The organism is Pseudomonas sp. EL_65y_Pfl2_R95, assembly GCF_963971045.1.
Classification (GTDB): domain Bacteria; phylum Pseudomonadota; class Gammaproteobacteria; order Pseudomonadales; family Pseudomonadaceae; genus Aquipseudomonas.
Window position 1 is genome coordinate 63,687 of sequence record NZ_CAXAOV010000006.1, and the last position, 17,481, is coordinate 81,167.

At 55.5% G+C, this 17,481-nt stretch carries 13 protein-coding genes; 8 read left to right on the forward strand and 5 right to left on the reverse strand.

Annotated elements, in window-relative coordinates; all coding sequences use genetic code 11:
- Both AACY09_RS18430 and AACY09_RS18435 read left to right on the forward strand, forming a co-directional pair.
- Window positions 1-2,655 (forward strand): sensor histidine kinase KdpD, encoded by a 2,655-nt coding sequence (locus tag AACY09_RS18430; RefSeq protein WP_339490092.1) that lies wholly within the window; start codon window positions 1-3, stop codon window positions 2,653-2,655.
- Window positions 2,652-3,344, forward strand: a complete 693-nt coding sequence (locus AACY09_RS18435) for a response regulator (RefSeq protein ID WP_339490094.1) — start codon at window positions 2,652-2,654, stop codon at window positions 3,342-3,344. The genes AACY09_RS18430 and AACY09_RS18435 overlap by 4 nt, the downstream gene beginning before the upstream one ends.
- Before the next feature lie 63 nt (window positions 3,345-3,407).
- Here AACY09_RS18435 and AACY09_RS18440 read toward each other — a convergent pair whose 3' ends face one another.
- Window positions 3,408-4,220: a formate/nitrite transporter family protein gene (locus AACY09_RS18440; RefSeq protein ID WP_339490096.1), complete on the reverse strand. Its 813-nt coding sequence runs from the start codon at window positions 4,218-4,220 to the stop codon at window positions 3,408-3,410.
- A 91-nt stretch (window positions 4,221-4,311) separates the two neighbouring features.
- Window positions 4,312-4,752: a cyanase gene (gene cynS, locus AACY09_RS18445; protein ID WP_339490098.1), complete on the reverse strand. Its 441-nt coding sequence runs from the start codon at window positions 4,750-4,752 to the stop codon at window positions 4,312-4,314.
- Window positions 4,753-5,009: 257 nt separating this feature from the next.
- On the opposite strand from cynS, the gene AACY09_RS18450 reads away from it, so the two are divergent.
- Window positions 5,010-6,890: a sigma-54 interaction domain-containing protein gene (locus tag AACY09_RS18450; RefSeq protein WP_339490500.1), complete on the forward strand. Its 1,881-nt coding sequence runs from the start codon at window positions 5,010-5,012 to the stop codon at window positions 6,888-6,890.
- Here the strand turns inward: AACY09_RS18450 and AACY09_RS18455 are convergent.
- Window positions 6,887-7,741: a LysR family transcriptional regulator gene (locus AACY09_RS18455; RefSeq protein WP_339490099.1), complete on the reverse strand. Its 855-nt coding sequence runs from the start codon at window positions 7,739-7,741 to the stop codon at window positions 6,887-6,889. The genes AACY09_RS18450 and AACY09_RS18455 overlap by 4 nt on opposite strands.
- Before the next feature lie 126 nt (window positions 7,742-7,867).
- Here AACY09_RS18455 and AACY09_RS18460 point away from each other — a divergent pair, with 126 nt between their 5' ends.
- Together AACY09_RS18460 and AACY09_RS18465 are read left to right on the forward strand one after the other, a co-directional pair.
- Window positions 7,868-8,578, forward strand: coding sequence for a haloacid dehalogenase type II (locus tag AACY09_RS18460; RefSeq protein ID WP_339490100.1), 711 nt, complete (start codon window positions 7,868-7,870; stop codon window positions 8,576-8,578).
- 11 nt (window positions 8,579-8,589) lie between these two features.
- Window positions 8,590-9,375 carry an aldolase gene (locus AACY09_RS18465; protein WP_339490101.1) on the forward strand — a complete coding sequence of 262 codons (786 nt, stop codon included), beginning with the start codon at window positions 8,590-8,592 and terminating at the stop codon, window positions 9,373-9,375.
- Window positions 9,376-9,575: 200 nt separating this feature from the next.
- On the opposite strand, the gene AACY09_RS18470 is transcribed toward AACY09_RS18465, so the two are convergent.
- Complete coding sequence (locus tag AACY09_RS18470) at window positions 9,576-10,289, reverse strand: response regulator transcription factor (RefSeq protein ID WP_339490102.1); 714 nt, start codon at window positions 10,287-10,289, stop codon at window positions 9,576-9,578.
- 1,392 nt (window positions 10,290-11,681) lie between these two features.
- On the opposite strand from AACY09_RS18470, the gene AACY09_RS18475 reads away from it, so the two are divergent.
- Window positions 11,682-12,608, forward strand: a complete 927-nt coding sequence (locus tag AACY09_RS18475) for a FecR family protein (protein WP_339490104.1) — start codon at window positions 11,682-11,684, stop codon at window positions 12,606-12,608.
- Window positions 12,609-12,679: 71 nt separating this feature from the next.
- Complete coding sequence (locus AACY09_RS18480) at window positions 12,680-14,995, forward strand: CHASE2 domain-containing protein (protein WP_339490106.1); 2,316 nt, start codon at window positions 12,680-12,682, stop codon at window positions 14,993-14,995.
- Between the two features lie 62 nt (window positions 14,996-15,057).
- Here AACY09_RS18480 and ppa read toward each other — a convergent pair whose 3' ends face one another.
- Entirely contained in the window at window positions 15,058-15,585 is a 528-nt protein-coding gene (gene ppa, locus AACY09_RS18485; protein ID WP_339490108.1) for an inorganic diphosphatase, read from the reverse strand.
- A gap of 296 nt (window positions 15,586-15,881) precedes the next feature.
- Here ppa and AACY09_RS18490 point away from each other — a divergent pair, with 296 nt between their 5' ends.
- A complete protein-coding gene (locus AACY09_RS18490; protein WP_339490110.1) occupies window positions 15,882-17,480 on the forward strand; it encodes a protein kinase in 1,599 nt (532 codons plus the stop codon).
- The last annotated feature ends 1 nt before the right edge of the window (window position 17,481 follow it).

Below are 17,481 nucleotides of genomic sequence, written 5' to 3' on the forward strand. Positions count from 1 at the left end.
ATGAGCGATGTAACCCAAGCCGACGCCCTGCTGGCTGATTTACCCAGAGGTACGCGAGGTCGGCTCAAGGTGTTTTTAGGGGCTGCACCGGGTGTTGGTAAAACCTTTGCCATGCTCCAGGCTGCTCAGGCGCAGCAGCGCATGGGCAGCGATGTGCGGGTAGGGGTTGTAGAAACTCATGGGCGCACTGAAACCGAAGCGATGTTGGTTGGCTTGCCGCAACAAGCGCAGCGCAAGTTGGAGTATCGCGGCGTGATGATGAGCGAGATGGACCTGGACGCCATTCTCGCACAGCCGCCAACGCTGGTATTGGTCGATGAGTTAGCCCATAGCAATGCCCCCGGCAGTCGTCACAGTAAACGCTGGCAAGACGTGCAGGAGTTGCTCGATGCCGGCGTCGATGTATTCACCACGGTCAATGTTCAGCATCTCGAATCGCTCAATGACCAAGTGCGGGATATCACCGGCGTGCAAGTGCGCGAAACCTTGCCGGATTGGGTGCTGCAAGAAGCCGATGAGATTCTGCTAATCGATCTGCCTACCCGAGAGCTGCTTGAGCGCTTACGTGAGGGTAAGGTTTATGTGCCGGAGCAAGCGCGTGCCGCAATAGATGCTTTTTTCAGTCAGACTAACCTGACTGCCTTGCGTGAGTTGGCAATGCAAACGGCGGCTGCGCGAGTTGATGCCGAGCTGACTCGCCGTTACCGGCTACAGGGTTTGGATGCCCCTGCGTTGCGTGGACGGCTTTTGGTGGGTATCGACGGCGATACTCAGGCCGAGCGTTTGGTGCGTCATGCGTGGAGGGTAGCAGAGCGTCGTCACCTGCCTTGGTCTGTAGTGCATATCGATACCGGTAGACCCCGCGATGAGCAACGATTGAGTTCATTACAAGCTGCGCAACAGCTGGCCGAGCGTTTGGGAGCGGAAGTCGTCAGCTTACGTGGCGGCGAGTGTGCGAAAACCTTACTTGAACATGCGCGAGAGCGCCGCGCCAGCCTGATTCTGGTGGGGCGAAGTCGTGCAGGATTCTGGCGCCGCTGGTTTGGGCGGGGGCTTGCCGAACGCTTGATGCTCAAAGGCCAGGGGCTGGAAATCTCGGCACTGGACTGCGAGCCAGAACGAAGGGTACAGCACCGCCGGATCAGGCCTGCGCTAATCTGGCGAAACTACCTACAGGCATTGGTTGCAGCAGTTCTGGCCGCAGGTGTAGCTCTAGGGTTATCGCAGGTGCTTGAGCTGCCTAATATCTCGCTGGTGTTCCTTGCGGCAGTCCTGGTTGTGGCAGTGCGCAGCAGTTTAGGGCCCGCGTTGGCCTGTGCTGGCTATTCGTTTCTGGCGTACAACTTTTTGTTTATCCCGCCGACACTGACCTTGAGTATTGCGCGGCAAGAGGATGTCCTGACCTTGCTGTTTTTTTTGCTGATGGCGGCATTGACTGGCAACTTGGCCAGTCGTCAGCGTCAGCAACTGGAGGCCTTGCGAGATACTCAGGCGCAGACAACTGCATTGCTCGAGTTATCCAGCAAGCTGACGGCTGCTACTGATCGTCAGGCTGTGCTCAGCGCGGCCATGCAGCAGTTTTCACTGTGGCAAGATGTGGACACCAGTATTCTGGAGCGTGGGAACGACGATGTGTGGAAGGTTGAGGCTGGGGCTCAACGCGTACTTACAGACCAAGAGCGAGCTGCTGCCGATTGGGCGTGGCAGCACAGCCAGCCAGCAGGGCTGGGTACCGATACCTTACCGGGAGGGCGCTGGTGGTGGTGGCCGCTGGCGGGTGAAACCGGCACCTTCGCCATGCTTGGAGTCAGCCCTAAAAATGGCGCACCCATGGCCAGTGCGCAGCGTCGCTTGATTGCAGCGCTCGCCCAACCGCTGGCGCAGGCATTAAGCCGCGCGCAGCTTGCTCAGGATTTGGAGGCGGCGCGCCTGCACGGCCAAACCGAAGAGTTACGCAGTGCCTTGCTGGCTTCGGTTTCCCACGATTTACGCACGCCACTGACGGTGATGCGCGGTTCAATCGAGAGCTTGCTGACGTTAGGCGAGCAAATACCTGCTGCCGATCGTAAGGATCTGTTGGAAAGCACCCGTGATGAAGCAGCGCGCCTCGATCGATATATTCAGAACCTGCTCGATATGACCCGACTTGGCCATGGTGCACTTAAACTTGCGCGGGACTGGGTAGCACCCTGCGATATCATCTCCAGTGCCATGCAGCGATTACGTTTGGTGCTCGAACCGCTTAAGGTTGAACTCTCGATCAATAATGATCTGCCGCTGTTATATGTGCATGCGGCGTTGATCGAGCAAGCACTGGTCAATGTGCTGGAGAATGCGGCGCGCTTTTCCCCCGCTGACGGTCGGTTGCGCCTTGTGGCGCAAGCCGATGGCAAAGAGTTGCGTATTGCAGTCAGTGATCAAGGGCCGGGCATTCCTGAGCATGAGCGCGATAAGATTTTCGATATGTTCTATACAGTTGCCCGTGGTGATCGCGGCGGCCAGGGTACTGGCTTGGGCTTGGCGATTTGCCAAGGTATGTTGGGGGCTCACGGCGGCCGGGTTAGCGTCGGTGAAGGGCTTGATGGGCGGGGGGCGACTTTGACTCTGCATATACCGTTATCGCCGCAACCGATCATGGAAAGCGAATCAGTATGAGCAGTAATCAGCCGACTGTTTTAGTCATTGATGATGAAGCGCAGATTCGCAAGTTTTTGCGTATCAGCCTTGTGGCTAAAGGCTACAGGGTGATCGAAAGTGCTGATGGCGGCGATGGGTTGGCCCAAGCTGCATTGGGCAAGCCCGACATGGTGGTGCTGGATCTCGGCTTGCCAGATATGGATGGCCAACAAGTGCTGCGAGAATTACGCGACTGGTCGCAAGTTCCGGTGCTGGTGCTGTCGGTACGCTCAGGTGAAGGGGACAAAGTGACAGCGTTGGATGCAGGTGCCAACGACTACATGACCAAGCCGTTTGGCATCCAGGAGTTTTTGGCACGAGTAAGGGTGTTGCTGCGCCAGGCGGGTAGCGGCGAGCAAACCCAGGCAGTCATCCGTTGTGGGCCGTTGAGTGTGGATTTCGCTTATCGCCGGGTGACGCTCAATGCATTGGAGGTTGCGTTGACCCGTAAGGAATATGCAGTGTTGGCCATACTTGCACGCCACTTGGGTCGTGTTGTCACCCAGCAGCATTTGCTCAAAGATGTCTGGGGCGCGAGTCACACCGATGACAGCCATTATCTGCGTGTGGTTATTGGCCATTTACGACAAAAGCTCGGCGATGACCCCACCGCGCCGCGCTTTATTATCACCGAGGCGGGTGTGGGCTATCGGTTGCTGGAGGGCTGACTCGCGAGGTTCTGCGCGCACCGCACGGAGCGCATGCCCCTCAGGAGTGATTTGCCGGAGGGGTCACACGGCTACGCGTTTAGCACCGGTTTTGATGTGGGTGCTGTACAGCGTTAAACCAGTAAAGGCTAAGCCGCCGGCAAGGTTGCCCAGGACCGTCGGGATCTCGTTCCAGATCATGTAATCCATGACGGAGAAGTTGCCGCCCATGATCATGGCCGAGGGGAACAAGAACATATTGACGATCGAATGTTCGAAACCCATAAAGAAGAACAGCATGATCGGCATCCACATGGCGATGACTTTGCCGCTGACCGTGGTTGAAATCATCGCGCCGACCACACCCATTGATACCATCCAGTTGCACAACATTCCGCGCAGGAATATCGTCATCCAGCCACCCGCGCCGTACTCTGCGTAGCCGAGGGTGCGGGCTTCACCGATGCCGGCGATCTTGGCGCCGACCGCGCCCGGGTCGGCGTTAAAGCCATAGGTGAATACAAAGGCCATCATCAAAGCCACGGTCAAAGCGCCGCCAAGGTTGCCGAGACAAACCCAGCCCCAGTTGCGCAGCACACCATTGACTGTGACGCCGGGGCGTCTGTCGAGTAACGCCAGTGGCGTGAGTACAAAGACCCCGGTGAGCAAATCAAAGCCCATTAAGTAGAGCATGGAAAAACCCACGGGGAATAACACCGCGCCGAGCAGGGGTGAGCCGGTTTGTACGGCAATGGTGATGGCGAAAGCAGCGGCCAGCGCGAGGATTGCGCCGGCCATAAAAGCGCGGATCAGCGTATCGCGGGTGGACATGAAAACCTTGGACTCGCCAGCGTCGACCATCTTGGTGACGAACTCTGAGGGCATGAGATAGGACATTGCGATCTCCTTACGAATTAGGTGTGCGGCCAGCCGGGGTTGCAGTTGTGCAGGAGGCTGGCGCGCAAGACGACGCGATAGGTAAAAAGCATTACCAGACGCTGTAAGGCAGGAACTTGCCATTAAGGGTGATTACGACGCGGTCGCCCTTGGGGTCTTCGACTTTATCGACATGCATGGCGAAATCGATGGCGCTCATGATGCCGTTGCCGAATTTTTCCTGTATCACATCTTTCAGCGTGTCGCCGTAGACGCCGACTACTTCGTACAGGCGATAAATCAGTGGGTCCTGCGGGACTGCGAAGTCCCATGTTTTGGTCGGGAATGCAGTCAGGGCCGCGGCCACTTCCTCGTTCAGTTCAAGCACCTCACACAGGTGTTTGGCAACTTCAGGGGTGGCGCTGTTCATGCCATAGCAGACCGAAGCCAGCCATACTGGCGACTTGCCAATGGCGGTGCTCAAACTGTCCCAGCTCATTTCCTTACGCGCTTTGGCGGCCATTATCAGGTGATGCATTTCTTCTTTATTCATGGCGAGTCTCTCCTCAAGCTAATGTTGGTATCGCGTGCAGCGGCACGATGCGCTGTGGCTTGTGGGATGAATTGCGAGACTTGTGCCAACTTTAGATAGGGCAGTAACCGCCTGAAAAATATGAACTTATTCGCGCCTTGCTGAAATAATTGAAATACGAATATTCGTTATTAACGACATCCCGTTAACGTGTTTACGGTATTTCGTGTATTTATAACGCACCTACTTTGACCGCTATTAAATGCAGGGCTTGGATGATGAAGCGTTCAGTGATCGATGATGCCTTTGCCAGCGCTCCACAAGCCATGTTGATTGTGGATCCTGTGGCTGATGCGTTGTTGCAGATAAACACCGCCGGCCTGAGCCTGTTGAAATGCTCGGCAAGTGCTTGCGCTGGCCTGCGCTTCAGCCATTTTTTCGGCGATGGGATCGCGCTTTGGGTCAGCTTTACCGATGAGGCATTGGCCCGTGGTGAGGCCTGGTCGGATGATCTCAATGTGCTTGATTTGCAGCGCATCCCCCATGCCGTTGAAGTGAATGCGCGGCTGATGACGGATGGCAAACGCATCCTGTTTATGATTCAGCCGCGGGACCTGCTGGAGAAGCGTCGTAATCATTCTGAGGCAAGGCGGCAGCACCGTTTGGGCCATGTTGGATGGGAGCGCATTTCGCAGGTATTCGAGCGCATTGAGCGGCAAAATCGCCTAATTCTGGGGGCTGTCGGTGAAGGCATTTACGGGCTCGACGCCAAAGGCCAGACCACTTTCGTCAACCTTGCTGCCGAGCGCATTCTGGGTTGGAGTGCCAGCGATATGATTGGACACGACGCGCATCAGATGTTCCATCACACCCACAAGGATGGCAGTCGTTTTGCGGTGCAGCAGTGCCCAATACATGCCTCATTCAGTGATGGTCAGGTGCATCAGGTCGATAATGAGGTGTTCTGGCATAAAAATGGTGAGGCCATTGCGGTGGAGTACACCAGTACGCCGATCTTCGAGATGGGCCGCTTGGTCGGCGCGGTGGTGCTTTTTCGCGATATTCGCGAGCGGCAGCAAGCTGAGTTGAAGTTGCGTGAAGCGCTCAATGAGGTTGAACAGTTAAAGCAGCGTCTGGAACTTGAGAACCAATACCTGCAAGAAGAAATAAAAGCCGAGCGAAATCATCATGACATCGTTGGCGAAAGCCCTGCCGTTTTGCATCTGATCCGGCAGATTGAGCTGGTTGCGCCTACCGATGCCAATGTCTTGGTCAGCGGCGAATCCGGTACCGGCAAAGAACTGGTTGCCAGAGCCATTCACGCCAGCAGTCGGCGCAGTGATCGGCCTTTGATTCGGGTTAACTGCGCGGCTATTCCCCGTGATTTATTTGAGAGTGAGTTTTTTGGCCATGTCAAAGGCGCGTTCACCGGCGCTATAAGTGACCGCATTGGCCGGTTCGAGTTGGCTGACGGCGGCACATTATTCCTTGATGAAGTCGGCGAGATTCCCTTGGAGCAGCAAAGTAAATTGCTGCGGGTCCTGCAAGATCAACAGTTCGAGCGGGTGGGCGATAACCTCACGCGGGCAGTGGATGTGCGAGTGATTGCCGCGACCAACCGCGACCTGCGGGAAATGATCAGTGCGGGTTCATTTCGTGAGGACCTGTACTTTCGCCTCAACGTTTTTCCGGTGCGTTCAGTACCGCTGCGCGAACGAGTCGCGGATATTCCTTTGCTCGCCAGTCACTTCTTGCGCCGCGCCTGTGAGTCGTTCAACAAGCACGATGTGCGCTTGCCGCTGGCTCAGGTCGAGGTGCTCAAGCAGTACCCTTGGCCGGGCAATATTCGTGAATTGCAGAACGTGATTGAGCGCCAGGTGATTGTGTCTGTCGACGGGCGTTTGCGCTTTGATGAGCTGCTGGCAACGGGTGCTGATCCAGTTGTAAGCGCGTTAGGTAACGACATCGATGAACCGGTCGCCGACGATGAGCTACAGCGCCAGCTGCGCGACAATACCCTGGCCATGCTCAAGCGCGCCAACGGCAAAGTTTCCGGCGCAGGCGGTGCTGCGCAGTTGTTAGGCCTGAAACCGACGACCTTGGCATCGCGCCTGCAGAAATGGGGAGTCGATCCGCGCGCCTATAAAACCAAGCGCTAAACGCTCTGGTGGAGGTGTTCGACCACATAATCGGCCAGGCACTGTTGGATGTTGCTGAGAATCTTGGTCGAAGCCACCAAGGCTAATTCCGTTGGTGCGGGTGCGACCAGGCCGTGTTGGCCGGTAATGATCTGGTGCTCGGCTCTTATCGCGCTCTGCGGTAGCAGGCTCAAGCCAATGTTGGCGGACACCGCGGCCTGGATACTCGCCAGACTCTGCGAGCAGAACGCGATGTGCCAGCGCCACCCGCTTGCTTCAATTGCACGAATGGCCCGCTCCCGATACAGGCAGCCTTGCTCATAGACCACCAAGGCAATGCTCTGTTGTTGCAAATTCCACTGCGCGCCTGCGACCCACTCAAGTCGTTCAGGCCAGCTAGCAATCGCAGCACTTTGCTCGACATTACGCTTGATCAACGCAAGGTCGAGCTCGCGGCGTTGCAATTGCTCATTGAGATCACAGCTGAGGCCGTTGCGGGTGTCGAGGCGGATGTCGGGAAAGCGTAGGTTAAAGCCCGTCAGCAACTGGATAAGCCGATCCAGCGGGAAATCCTCAGGCACACCAAGGCTGGCCACGCCGCGCATGTCGCGCGTGCTGAGCATGTCGCTGGCTTCCATAGCTAAGCTGACTAAACGCCGGGCGTAGCTGAGCAGGCGCTCCCCATCTTCAGTCAGCTGGATCGACTTGCTGGCGCGGTGCCTGATCAGCAGGGGGCAGCCAACCTGTTCTTCGAGCTTTTTGATTTGCTGGCTGATGGTCGATTGCGTGCGGTTGATGCGATCGCCGGCGCGGGTGAAACCGCCGGAGTCGACAACGCTAACGAAGGTTTTAAGCAGGTCCAGATCAAGCATGGCGGTGGCTTCGATATTGTTAATTGGATAAATGAATTATTTTTTAATCATAATTTAATTTTTAAATTAATACAGTGGCGCCGATGATTGGATAACTCCCCCTCAATGACCAAGAGGCTATGTGTCATGTCACTTCAAACCCTCGCAAAACCGCAATGGCTCACCTTTGATTGCTACGGCACCCTGATCCAGTGGGATGAAGGCTTGCTCCAGTGCGTTCGTGAGTTGCTGGCGCTTAAAGGCATTAGCCAGCGTGAGGCGGACTTCATCCGTGTCTATGATCAATATGAGCACAGCCTGGAGCAGCAACCTGGCTATATGAACTTCCGGCAGATCTCTGAGCAGGCGCTGCGCAGCACGCTGGCAGATTTGGGGGTTGCTTATGAACAGGCCGATGGCGAAGCATTCGTTGCTCGAATTGGCCGCATGCCGCCGTTTCCCGAGGTGGTCGAAACCTTGAGCTGGCTTAAGCAGCAAGGATTCAGACTGTGCATTGTTTCTAATACCGACGACAACATCATCGCCGGTAATGTGGCGCAGTTGGGCGGGTATATCGACCAGGTCATTACCGCGCAACAGGCTCAAGCCTATAAGCCCAATCCGCGATTGTTCGACTTTGCCCACGCCACGCTTGATGTCGAGCGCTCGCAGGTTTTGCATATCTGCGCCAGCCCGCACCTTGATCTGGTTGCCGCACGGGATATGGGGTTTCACTGTGTTTGGATCGACCGCGGCACCGGGCGCGTCGCCCCAGCGGACTACAAACCTGATGCGGTGCTGGCAGCGCTTGATGAGTTGCGGCCGCTATTTGAAAACCTTGGCTGGACCCAGAATTAAGGAGCCGCAGAATGACAAGTCAACTGAGTGCAGGCGACACCCATACCTGGCGCCCCGCTGATTTTGATACGCCCCAGATTCACGCGGCGCGTGTCGACCTCAGTGCATGTCTGCGCATGGCAGCGCATTTGGGGTTGGCGGAAGGTATTTGCAACCACTTCTCGATGCTGGTGCCGGGGCATGCAGATTTATTTCTGGTAAACCCCTTTGGCCTGGCCTTTGCCGAAGTTACTGCTGCCAGCTTGTTGATCTGCGATTTTGACGGGCAAGCGGTATGCGGCGATGGTGCGCCAGAAACCACTGCGTTTTTCATACATGCCCAAGTGCACCGCCTGAACCCAAATGCAGTGGCTGTGTTTCACACCCACATGCCAAACGCCACGGCATTGGCCATGCTCGAAGGCGAGCCATTGCGCTGGGCGGGACAAACAGCATTGAAGTTTTACGGCCGGATCGCGGTGGACGATGGCTTCAATGGTCTGGCGCTGGATAAGCGTGAAGGGCAGCGGATTGCCGCAGCGCTGGGCGATGCGCAGGTGCTGTTTATGAAGAACCACGGGGTGATGGTTATTGGCGCTGATCCGGCATTGGCCTGGGACGATCTTTACTATTTAGAGCGCGCCGCTGAAGTGCAGATTCGCGCCATGAGCACCGGCGTGCCGCTGCAGCCAGTGGCGCCTGAAGTTGCCAAAAAAACAGCTGCGCAAATGCGCATCGGCGAAGCACAGAGTGCCCGTGCGCACCTTGATAGTGTGATACGCCAACTGAGTAAGCAGCAGCCGGCGTTCAAGGGCTAATGGGATAGGATTATTTCGGACAATTAAAAAGCCGGCTTGTGGCCGGCTTTAGGGGGCGGTCGCGGCTCATTTTTGGTAAGCCGTAACTGCCTAAATCTGTGCGCAGTCTTTGTCTGTCGAGCAGCGCGGGCGGGGACTGTAACAAGACGCGGGGCAGGGGGCCACCCCTAACTGTTTCAGCGTTTTAATTAAGCGCCTTGCTATTCATTGGCCGTTCGCTCCAGCCGATAGCCGTAGCCGTAAATGGTCGCAAGTCGCCAACCGTTTTCGGGAGTCAGTCCGAGCTTAGTGCGCAGGCGGTATATGTGGGTGTCCAGCGGGCGTGATGAGTGGATTTCTTCGCGCGGCCAGAACCGTTCATAGAGGTATTCGCGGGAGAGGGGGCGGTCGATATTGCTAATCAAGCATTTTGCCAGGCTGTATTCGCGCTCAGTCAGATTGATCGGTGTGTCGTTACGCTTGACTTGCTGCTCTGTGTCATCAAACAGCAAGTCGTAGACTTCAAGCGATGGGCTTTTGTTTTGTGCAATGCTGCCTTGGCGGCGTAAAACGGCTAGGACTCGGGCTTGCAATTCCTGGCTGCGAAAAGGCTTGTTGATGTAGTCATCGGCGCCTTCATTAAGGGCCAGCACCACATCCTGCTCGCCATTGCGGCTGGTTAGCATGATAACTGGCGGCTGTTGTTCCAGGTGCTTTTTGCTCCAGCGCAGAACAGCCAGTCCACTCACATCCGGCAGTTGCCAGTCGAGAATGAGTAGGTCGAATGTTTCACGTTTTAGCTGCTTGAGTAACTCTTCACCGCGATTGAAGCCATGCAAACTCCAAGGGGCCTCACCCCGCTTTGCAATGCTTTGCAGGGTGAGCGTGATGCGATCGAGCTCAGCTTGTTCGTCATCCAATATTGCTACACGCATAGCTTGGAGTTATCCGTATCCATTTAACGAGTGGGCTGAATCAGGTGAGGCGTTTTTCTTATGCATCGTTCATGAGCAAATCTGAACAAATGTGAGGTTTGCCTAAAATTGCGCCACGCTTTGTTAAATTTACCCCACTTGAAGCTGCTTACAAGCATTTTTAGGTAAGAACTTCTGCGGGATCAAAGCAAGGATTCAAGGAATGCATGGGGGGCAAGGTTGCAGACGGTGTCGGATATGGGGAGTGGCACTTGCGATCGTCTGCCTTGTTGTGAGCGTGCAGCTAATTATGCCGATGATAACCGCTTATGGGCGCGACGCTGACGTGTGTCAGGTACCCGTGTTTGCCCCTGATACACAGGGCACCCTTTTGCTTGGTTATCCATCTATGGATACGACAGAAACAATGGCTCGGCAGAAAGCAGAAAGCCCAAGCGTGCTTGTTGAGCAGGCGCCGGCTCAGCAGGCAAAACCGCGCTGGGTCTTTTGAATTAAATGGTCTGAGTCATCAGCCAGTAAAGGTGTTTGATTCATTGCTCACGGACAGGCGATGGATTGAAGCAAGCGGCATGGAAGCCGTTGATGAAAACGGCAGGCAGGTCCAGGAGGGGCCTTGCCAAAAGCGATTGCAAAGGACCTGTTTAGCGCATTCAACGGTCACGGTTTGAGCCGGTTGATTGCGATGTGAGCCTGCAGTTTTCATATGGAAACAGAGTTTTGTGCTGTGTGCGCAAGTACTTTTGGGAATGTTGGATGGAATCCATGTTGGAGCAAGACTCTCTGATTGCCGGGCTTGCCCGATGAGCAGCGAAAGTGGCAAGGATGCTACTGGGCAAGGATGCCTCAAGGATGACGTATAACGCAGCCGCTACTGCACGGTAGCTGGCAAAAGCGGGTCTCCGGTTCTGCAACCGGACTCCTGCAATGCATGCACAAGGATGTGCCCCCTCCCAGTTGGTCATATTTCGGATTGTCAGCTAAATCTCAAAATACTGGGTAGGTTGGCTCCGAGCGTAGCCATACCGTAGATGTTTGCCGGCGAAGGGCAATTTCTCAACCTTGGTTGTTCTGGGTTGTTCGTTTGACGGTGGCAGTATTGTGGGCCGCTGAGAATCACAGAACTGCGACTCTTTTTCAGATACCAAACAAAACAAGGCTGATCATTTTTGGCTAGCCTTGTTTTTTATGTAGCGGTTTGTGATCAGCCAAGCGGCTGGTGCAGGGACGAATGAACTGGTTTCAGGGTCGAGGCCTAGCGTAATGTTTTACCGGCGTGTCCGATGAGTCATCCTTGGCTGACTCTGGCGCTTTTGTTTTAGCCGGGATCTATCAGTATTTAGAACAGGAAGTTTTGCCGTTGAGTCATTCAATCATGCAGGCGGGTGTCCGCTTATGAGTCCTGCGCAACGCAACATGGGTACCGTCATGACGGCCAGTTTGGGAGCAATATGCCTGCTGTTAAGCATGGCGCTTTATGCCGAACAATTGCCCCCTTTAAACAGCGCAAATACAGCATTTGACGAGGTGCCTGAGCCGCTGCCTGCTATGGTTGACTCACTTGAGGGTGAGGCTTGGTTGATCGATAAACGCGGCAAAGAAACACCCTTGGCAGAAGGGATGGAGATCAAGCAGGAGCAAGGTATTCGCACCGGGAGTAATGCATTTGTTGCGCTAATGCTGGGGGATGATTCCCGTATCGTTTTGCCAGCGCAAAGCAGTGTCGTGTTGCAGTCAGATAAAAAAGTCATGCAAATTAAGCTGCTGCAAGGGCAGGTTGAGTCCTATGTGCACAAGCGCGAACCTCAGGTTGAGCACTTTCAGATACTCACCCCCGTCGGCGTTCTGGGGGTGCGGGGCACACACTTTCGTGCACGCCAAGTGCCAGATGAAAACACCGTGTTGACTGAGGTACTCAGTGGCAGCCTTGCGGTTGAGCGCGATGCAGCGCTCGAATCATCCAGTTTAATCAAGGCCAAGCAGGGCATGCGGGTGGTGCCTGAAGGCAGTTTGAGTGCGGTCGATTTGTTACCGGGACCGCAATTACTTGGCCAGCAGGGCAGTGCGACTGCGCAGGGCGACTGGACCATTTTGATTAAACCCTTGGTAGGTGCGAAGCGCTATCGGGTGCAGGTGGCCAGTGATCCGACTTTTTTACGGATCAAGCGCGAGCAGTTTTCAGCGGCAACTGAAGTGAGTTTTACTGGGCTGGATCTTCCGTTGTATTACGTGCGCCTAACTGCATTCGATGAGTTGGGTCTTGAGGGGCTAACTTCAATCTATCATGTGATGCACTTCTTGCCTGTCGCAAGTCAGTACTGAGGGTTTTGGCACGAGTGACAAACAACAGCGCTAGGTCAAGAGCCAAGGTAGAACGGCGATACTCATTTTCGATGTCTCGCCAGTTATTCAGTCGCATCGCCCGCGAATGGATTGTTGTGACCTTGATTTTGATCCCGCTAACGGCCGGGCTTTCGTTGACCCATGCGCTGGGCTTTGACTCGCTGATCTACGATCGCTTGCTGTCGATGACTCGATTGCATGCCGACCCGCGGATTCTGGTGGTTAAAATCGATAATCGAAGCTTGGCGCAGATCGGTCGATGGCCTTGGCCGCGTGATGTTCACGCGAAGTTGCTTGATCAACTGAGCCAGGCCAAACCCGCCGTCGTACTCTTTGATGTGATTTTCAGCGAGCCCGGGCTAAACCCGGATATTGATCAGCGCTTTGCCGATGCAGTATGCAGGTCGGGCGTTGTGGTGTTGCCGTCGATTCGCCGACACATCGAGCAGGCCGATGGTGCACCGAGTGAATTTCTTCCTGTTGAAGCGCTGCGAACATGTGCTTGGGGGATTGGCCACATTAATGTGCAGGCTGACAGCGATGGGGTGGTGCGCAGCGTTCATCTGCGTGAAGGCTTGGTCGGTAGCCCGCGCCTCCAAATGGCGTGGGTGGCTAACGCATTAATCAATCCATCTGCCAGCGCAAACTCTTTGCCGGGGCGAGCCATTCAAAGTAATGCCTTGGGTTGGGTTGATGATCACTCGATCCGCATACCCTTTCTGAAAAGTGCTCAAGCATTCTCGAGCGTGTCGTACTCAAGCATTTTGCGCGGTGAAGTGCCAGATTCGCTCTTGCGTGACCGTATTATTCTGATCGGGGCAACCGCCCCTGGATTAGGTGATCACTATGTCACACCGATCTCTGGTACCGCAGGGGGCACGCCGGGTATAGAAATTCAGGCCAGTATTTTAAACGGGCTGTTGCAGGGACGCAGTGTTGCCGAGCTTCCGAGTGGGTTGTGTGCGCTTTTAGCTGTTGCCCCCGTGGTTTTATTACTGGCGATTATGTTGTTGTCGGGTCTGCGTTTTGCGTTGCTGCTGAGCCTGAGTGTGGTCACCCTGACCTTAATTGGATGCTTGTTGTTGTTGCAAGCTGGCTGGTGGTGGCCACCTTCAGCCAGTTTGTTAGGCGTATTTCTAGCTTATCTATTGTGGAGCTGGCGCCGGTTAAGTGCCGCTTTGAGCTACCTCGGTTGGGAATTGGCGCGACTTGATCAGGAGCCGCAAGTATTGCCAGAGCGGGAATTTAGCCCAGGCCGTTTTGCCGGTGACATCATCCAGCAACGCATCATTGCGCTTGAGCGTGCAGTTGATCAGGTGCGCAATACCCGTCGGTTTATGACGGATGGTTTGGAGCATCTGCCGGTTGCGAGTTTGATGTGCCGTAAAGACGGGGAAATATTGTTTGCCAATCGGCGGGCGCGGGCGCTGGTCAAAGACTATCGGCTGAGTCGTCACTTAAATGACTACCTGCAGCGCCTAGGCCATCCAGAAGGATATGGGGGGCAAACCAGTGACTCTGATCAGTTCAAGAGTCTCTGCGACAGCGAGTTTCGGACCCCGCAAGGGTTGAGCCTGCGTACAGAAGTCGCGCCCATGATGAGAGCGGAGCGAGGTACTGCCGCCGGGTGGCTCATTAGCTTGATTGACTTAACCAGTGAGCGTGAAGCTGAAGAGCAGCGCGCCAGTATGCTGCGCTTTCTCTCCCATGACTTGCGCGCGCCTCATTCGGCAATTCTGTCGTTGCTTTCGATGCATCAAGCGCAAAGTCATGAGCATGCTCAGGTGTTTACCCGTATTGAGCAACAGGTGAATCGAGCATTGCGCCTCACTGATGATTTCTTGCAGTTGACCAAGGCGGAGTCCTCGGCCTACAGCTTTGAAGCGGTGTTGCTAGATAGCATTGTGCAGGATGCGGTGGATGAGGTCTGGTCATTTGCGCGCAGTAAGTCGATCACGGTTGAAACCCATCTTCCCGAGGCGGAAGCCGTGGTATTGGCCGATCCGGGGTTGTTGTGCAGGGCACTGTTCAACTTGTTGGAGAACGCGGTTAAATACAGCGCTGAGAACACCCGGATCAGCGTGGCGATTTCCACCGAGCAAGGTGTTGCAATGTGTGCCATCGCAGACCAAGGCGAGGGCATCAGTGCTGAGAACGTCGAAAGGCTGTTCCAGAACTACCAACGATTTTCCAAAGACCCCTCGATTGGCGGAGTGGGCCTGGGTTTAGCCATGGTGAAAGCCGTGGTTGAACACCATGACGGCAGGATCGAATGCCATAGCGTGTTTGGCGAAGGCAGCGTATTCAACGTGATGCTACCGCTGCATGATGACTCCCCTGGCGGCTCTGGTGAGCATGAGCGATAGCAGTTCACAGGCACAAAAAAACCAGCACTAGGCTGGTTTTTTCAATTGGCGATTGCGTTCGCTTAGTGTTTGTAAGCAGCAACTGCCTTGAGGATCTCAGCGCGGGCGGCTTCAGCATCGCCCCAGCCTTCAACCTTTACCCACTTGCCTTTTTCGAGGTCTTTGTAGTTCTCGAAGAAGTGCTTGATCTGCTCAAGCAGCAGCGCCGGCAAGTCGGTGTATTCTTTGATGTCGACATACAATTGGCTGAGCTTGTCGTGAGGTACGGCGATCAGCTTGGCGTCGCCACCTGCTTCGTCGGTCATGTGCAGCACGCCAACTGGACGCGCGCGGATCACCGCGCCAGGTGCAACGGGGTAAGGCGTTACAACCAGAACGTCGAGCGGGTCACCGTCATCAGCCAAGGTGTTCGGGATGTAGCCATAGTTGGCTGGGTAGAACATTGGCGTAGCCATGAAGCGGTCAACGAACAGGCAATCGCTGTCGTGATCGATTTCGTACTTGATCGGCGCGTGATTGGCCGGAATCTCGATGGCGACGTAGATGTCGTTCGGAAGGTCTTTACCTGCCGGAATCTTGCTGTAGCTCATGGGTGAACTCCCTTGAAATGGGCCAAAAAAGTGGCGAGATTATAGGCGTATTCCCGCATGGTTGCTACGTTTGCCTACTTAGCCGTTGGTCGGACGCAGTGTACACGCGGCTTGAGCATCAATTGAGTTCCCGCTGGAGGAACTGCGCGTCATCTTCATCTTCGCTGCTGAATAACCACTCCCAGTGCCCTGCGGGCGCTCGCGTGCTCTGCTTGTGGTGCATGCCATAAGCAATCAGCGAAAACGGCACAAAGGCTGCACAGGCTTGCTGAGTCCGTTGGCGAGGAGCGATTAAGATGCCTATAGAGCGCATGGAGCACCCAGCAGCCACAGTGGTCTTCGGTAGTGGGATAGACCTGCCGCGCCAGGCTGCCCGGGTTCGAGCGGTGTGGATGGCTGGACGTAACGGGCGTCCGCCAGTGCTGATGGTGGCATTACTTTGGGCACGCGAATGCGCCGATGTGGTGCAAAGCATAGAGCATTATCTGGATGCCTTGTTTGCAGACTACCGGTGCACACCGCAAAGTTGGAGCGAGGCGCAGGCCGCACGTCAGGTGCTGGCGGCGCTGAATCAGCAGTTATTTCGTCGCAAACAAGCCGGGCGCGAGATAGCAGAGCTCAATGTCGGGTTGCTCTTGCTGCAAGAGGGTGCTGTGCAGTTTTTGCAGGCCGGCTCTATAGGTTTAATGCGCTATCAAAACCGGCGGGTGCAAACCCTGGTCGGGCGTGAAGGTATGCAAATGGGCGAGCAGGCTGAGTTGGCGCTGGTGCAACACAGTTTGCCATTAATTGCGGGTGAACTGCTGCTATTGGCACCACAGCCGCTATTGGGGGTGGCCGATTTAAACGCCTACAGCCAAGCTTGCCAAACAGACAGTGCAACCGAGTTACAGGCACTGCTTGAGCCGCTATTGAGTGCGCCAAGTGCTGGCGCACTCTTGTTACTGGGGGATGCGCAAGGAATCAGTAACGACCATGGTTGTGCATCATGGCCGGTGGTTGAAAACGCTGGGACGGGTATGCAGGTTGATGGCTGGACCCTAACCGGAAGCTGTTCATTTGGTCCCCCAGGGCGGGTATTTAGAGCCGTCGATGGTGCTAGTCGTTGCGCGCTCCTATGGTTATCTGCGCAGCCCGCTGATGATGTTTTTTGGCAGCGCGAGTGGGCTATGCGGCGTAGCCCTGTGCCAGGTTTGCCTCAGGTGTTGTCGGCCTTCACTCCTCGCACCCATGCCTTCATGTTGTTTGAGTACCCCGCAGTGGATATGCGTAGCCTGGTTGATTGGACTGCGGCGCAAGGGCTTTTGTCAGCGCAAACAGTGATGTCGATTATCAAGCAGGCTATTGATGCGGTACGTGCGCTGCAGCGGCGTGGCATGCAGGGATTGGTGTTGAACCCGCGCAATATCTTGATTGGTGAGTCGGGACGGATTTTGTTATTCAGCGAGCATGCGATGTTGATCCCAGGGGCGCCGCGGCAAGTCTTGCCGGAAGATGCCTTGCCCTTAGCGCCCGAACTGCGCACGACCGACGGCAGCGTTGACGGAAGGGCTGATCAGTTTGGATTGGCTGCGCTAACGTATTGGTTGTTGTGCGGTCAGTGGCCTGAAGTCGCGCGGCCAGAGGCCAGCCCCTTTAGCCGGTATGTGCCCTTGGCAAACTTTAACCGCCGCCTGCCCAATGGCTGGGACGGCGTGTTGGCAAGGGCCTTGGCACCGCAGGCTGCGTCGCGGTTTGATGCGCTTTCAGAGTTCCAGCAAGCGCTGCAACAACCGCTTCAGCAGAGCCAGGGCAGCGGTCACTCGGCCAAAAAAATCGTCAGGTGGCGAGTCTGGGTGGTGGTAATTGTACTGCTGCAACTGGGCATCGGTTTGCTGGTGAGTCTAGCTCGCTGAT

Coding starts and splice junctions, on each gene's coding strand:
- AACY09_RS18470 (WP_339490102.1), bottom strand. CDS start 10,289: ATGCGTGTAGCAATATTGGATGACGAACAAGCTGAGCTCGATCGCATC.
- AACY09_RS18435 (WP_339490094.1), top strand. CDS start 2,652: ATGAGCAGTAATCAGCCGACTGTTTTAGTCATTGATGATGAAGCGCAG.
- ppa (WP_339490108.1), bottom strand. CDS start 15,585: ATGAGCTACAGCAAGATTCCGGCAGGTAAAGACCTTCCGAACGACATC.
- AACY09_RS18450 (WP_339490500.1), top strand. CDS start 5,010: ATGAAGCGTTCAGTGATCGATGATGCCTTTGCCAGCGCTCCACAAGCC.
- AACY09_RS18490 (WP_339490110.1), top strand. CDS start 15,882: ATGCCTATAGAGCGCATGGAGCACCCAGCAGCCACAGTGGTCTTCGGT.
- AACY09_RS18460 (WP_339490100.1), top strand. CDS start 7,868: ATGTCACTTCAAACCCTCGCAAAACCGCAATGGCTCACCTTTGATTGC.
- AACY09_RS18465 (WP_339490101.1), top strand. CDS start 8,590: ATGACAAGTCAACTGAGTGCAGGCGACACCCATACCTGGCGCCCCGCT.
- AACY09_RS18480 (WP_339490106.1), top strand. CDS start 12,680: ATGTCTCGCCAGTTATTCAGTCGCATCGCCCGCGAATGGATTGTTGTG.
- AACY09_RS18430 (WP_339490092.1), top strand. CDS start 1: ATGAGCGATGTAACCCAAGCCGACGCCCTGCTGGCTGATTTACCCAGA.
- AACY09_RS18455 (WP_339490099.1), bottom strand. CDS start 7,741: ATGCTTGATCTGGACCTGCTTAAAACCTTCGTTAGCGTTGTCGACTCC.
- AACY09_RS18475 (WP_339490104.1), top strand. CDS start 11,682: ATGAGTCCTGCGCAACGCAACATGGGTACCGTCATGACGGCCAGTTTG.
- AACY09_RS18440 (WP_339490096.1), bottom strand. CDS start 4,220: ATGTCCTATCTCATGCCCTCAGAGTTCGTCACCAAGATGGTCGACGCT.
- cynS (WP_339490098.1), bottom strand. CDS start 4,752: ATGAATAAAGAAGAAATGCATCACCTGATAATGGCCGCCAAAGCGCGT.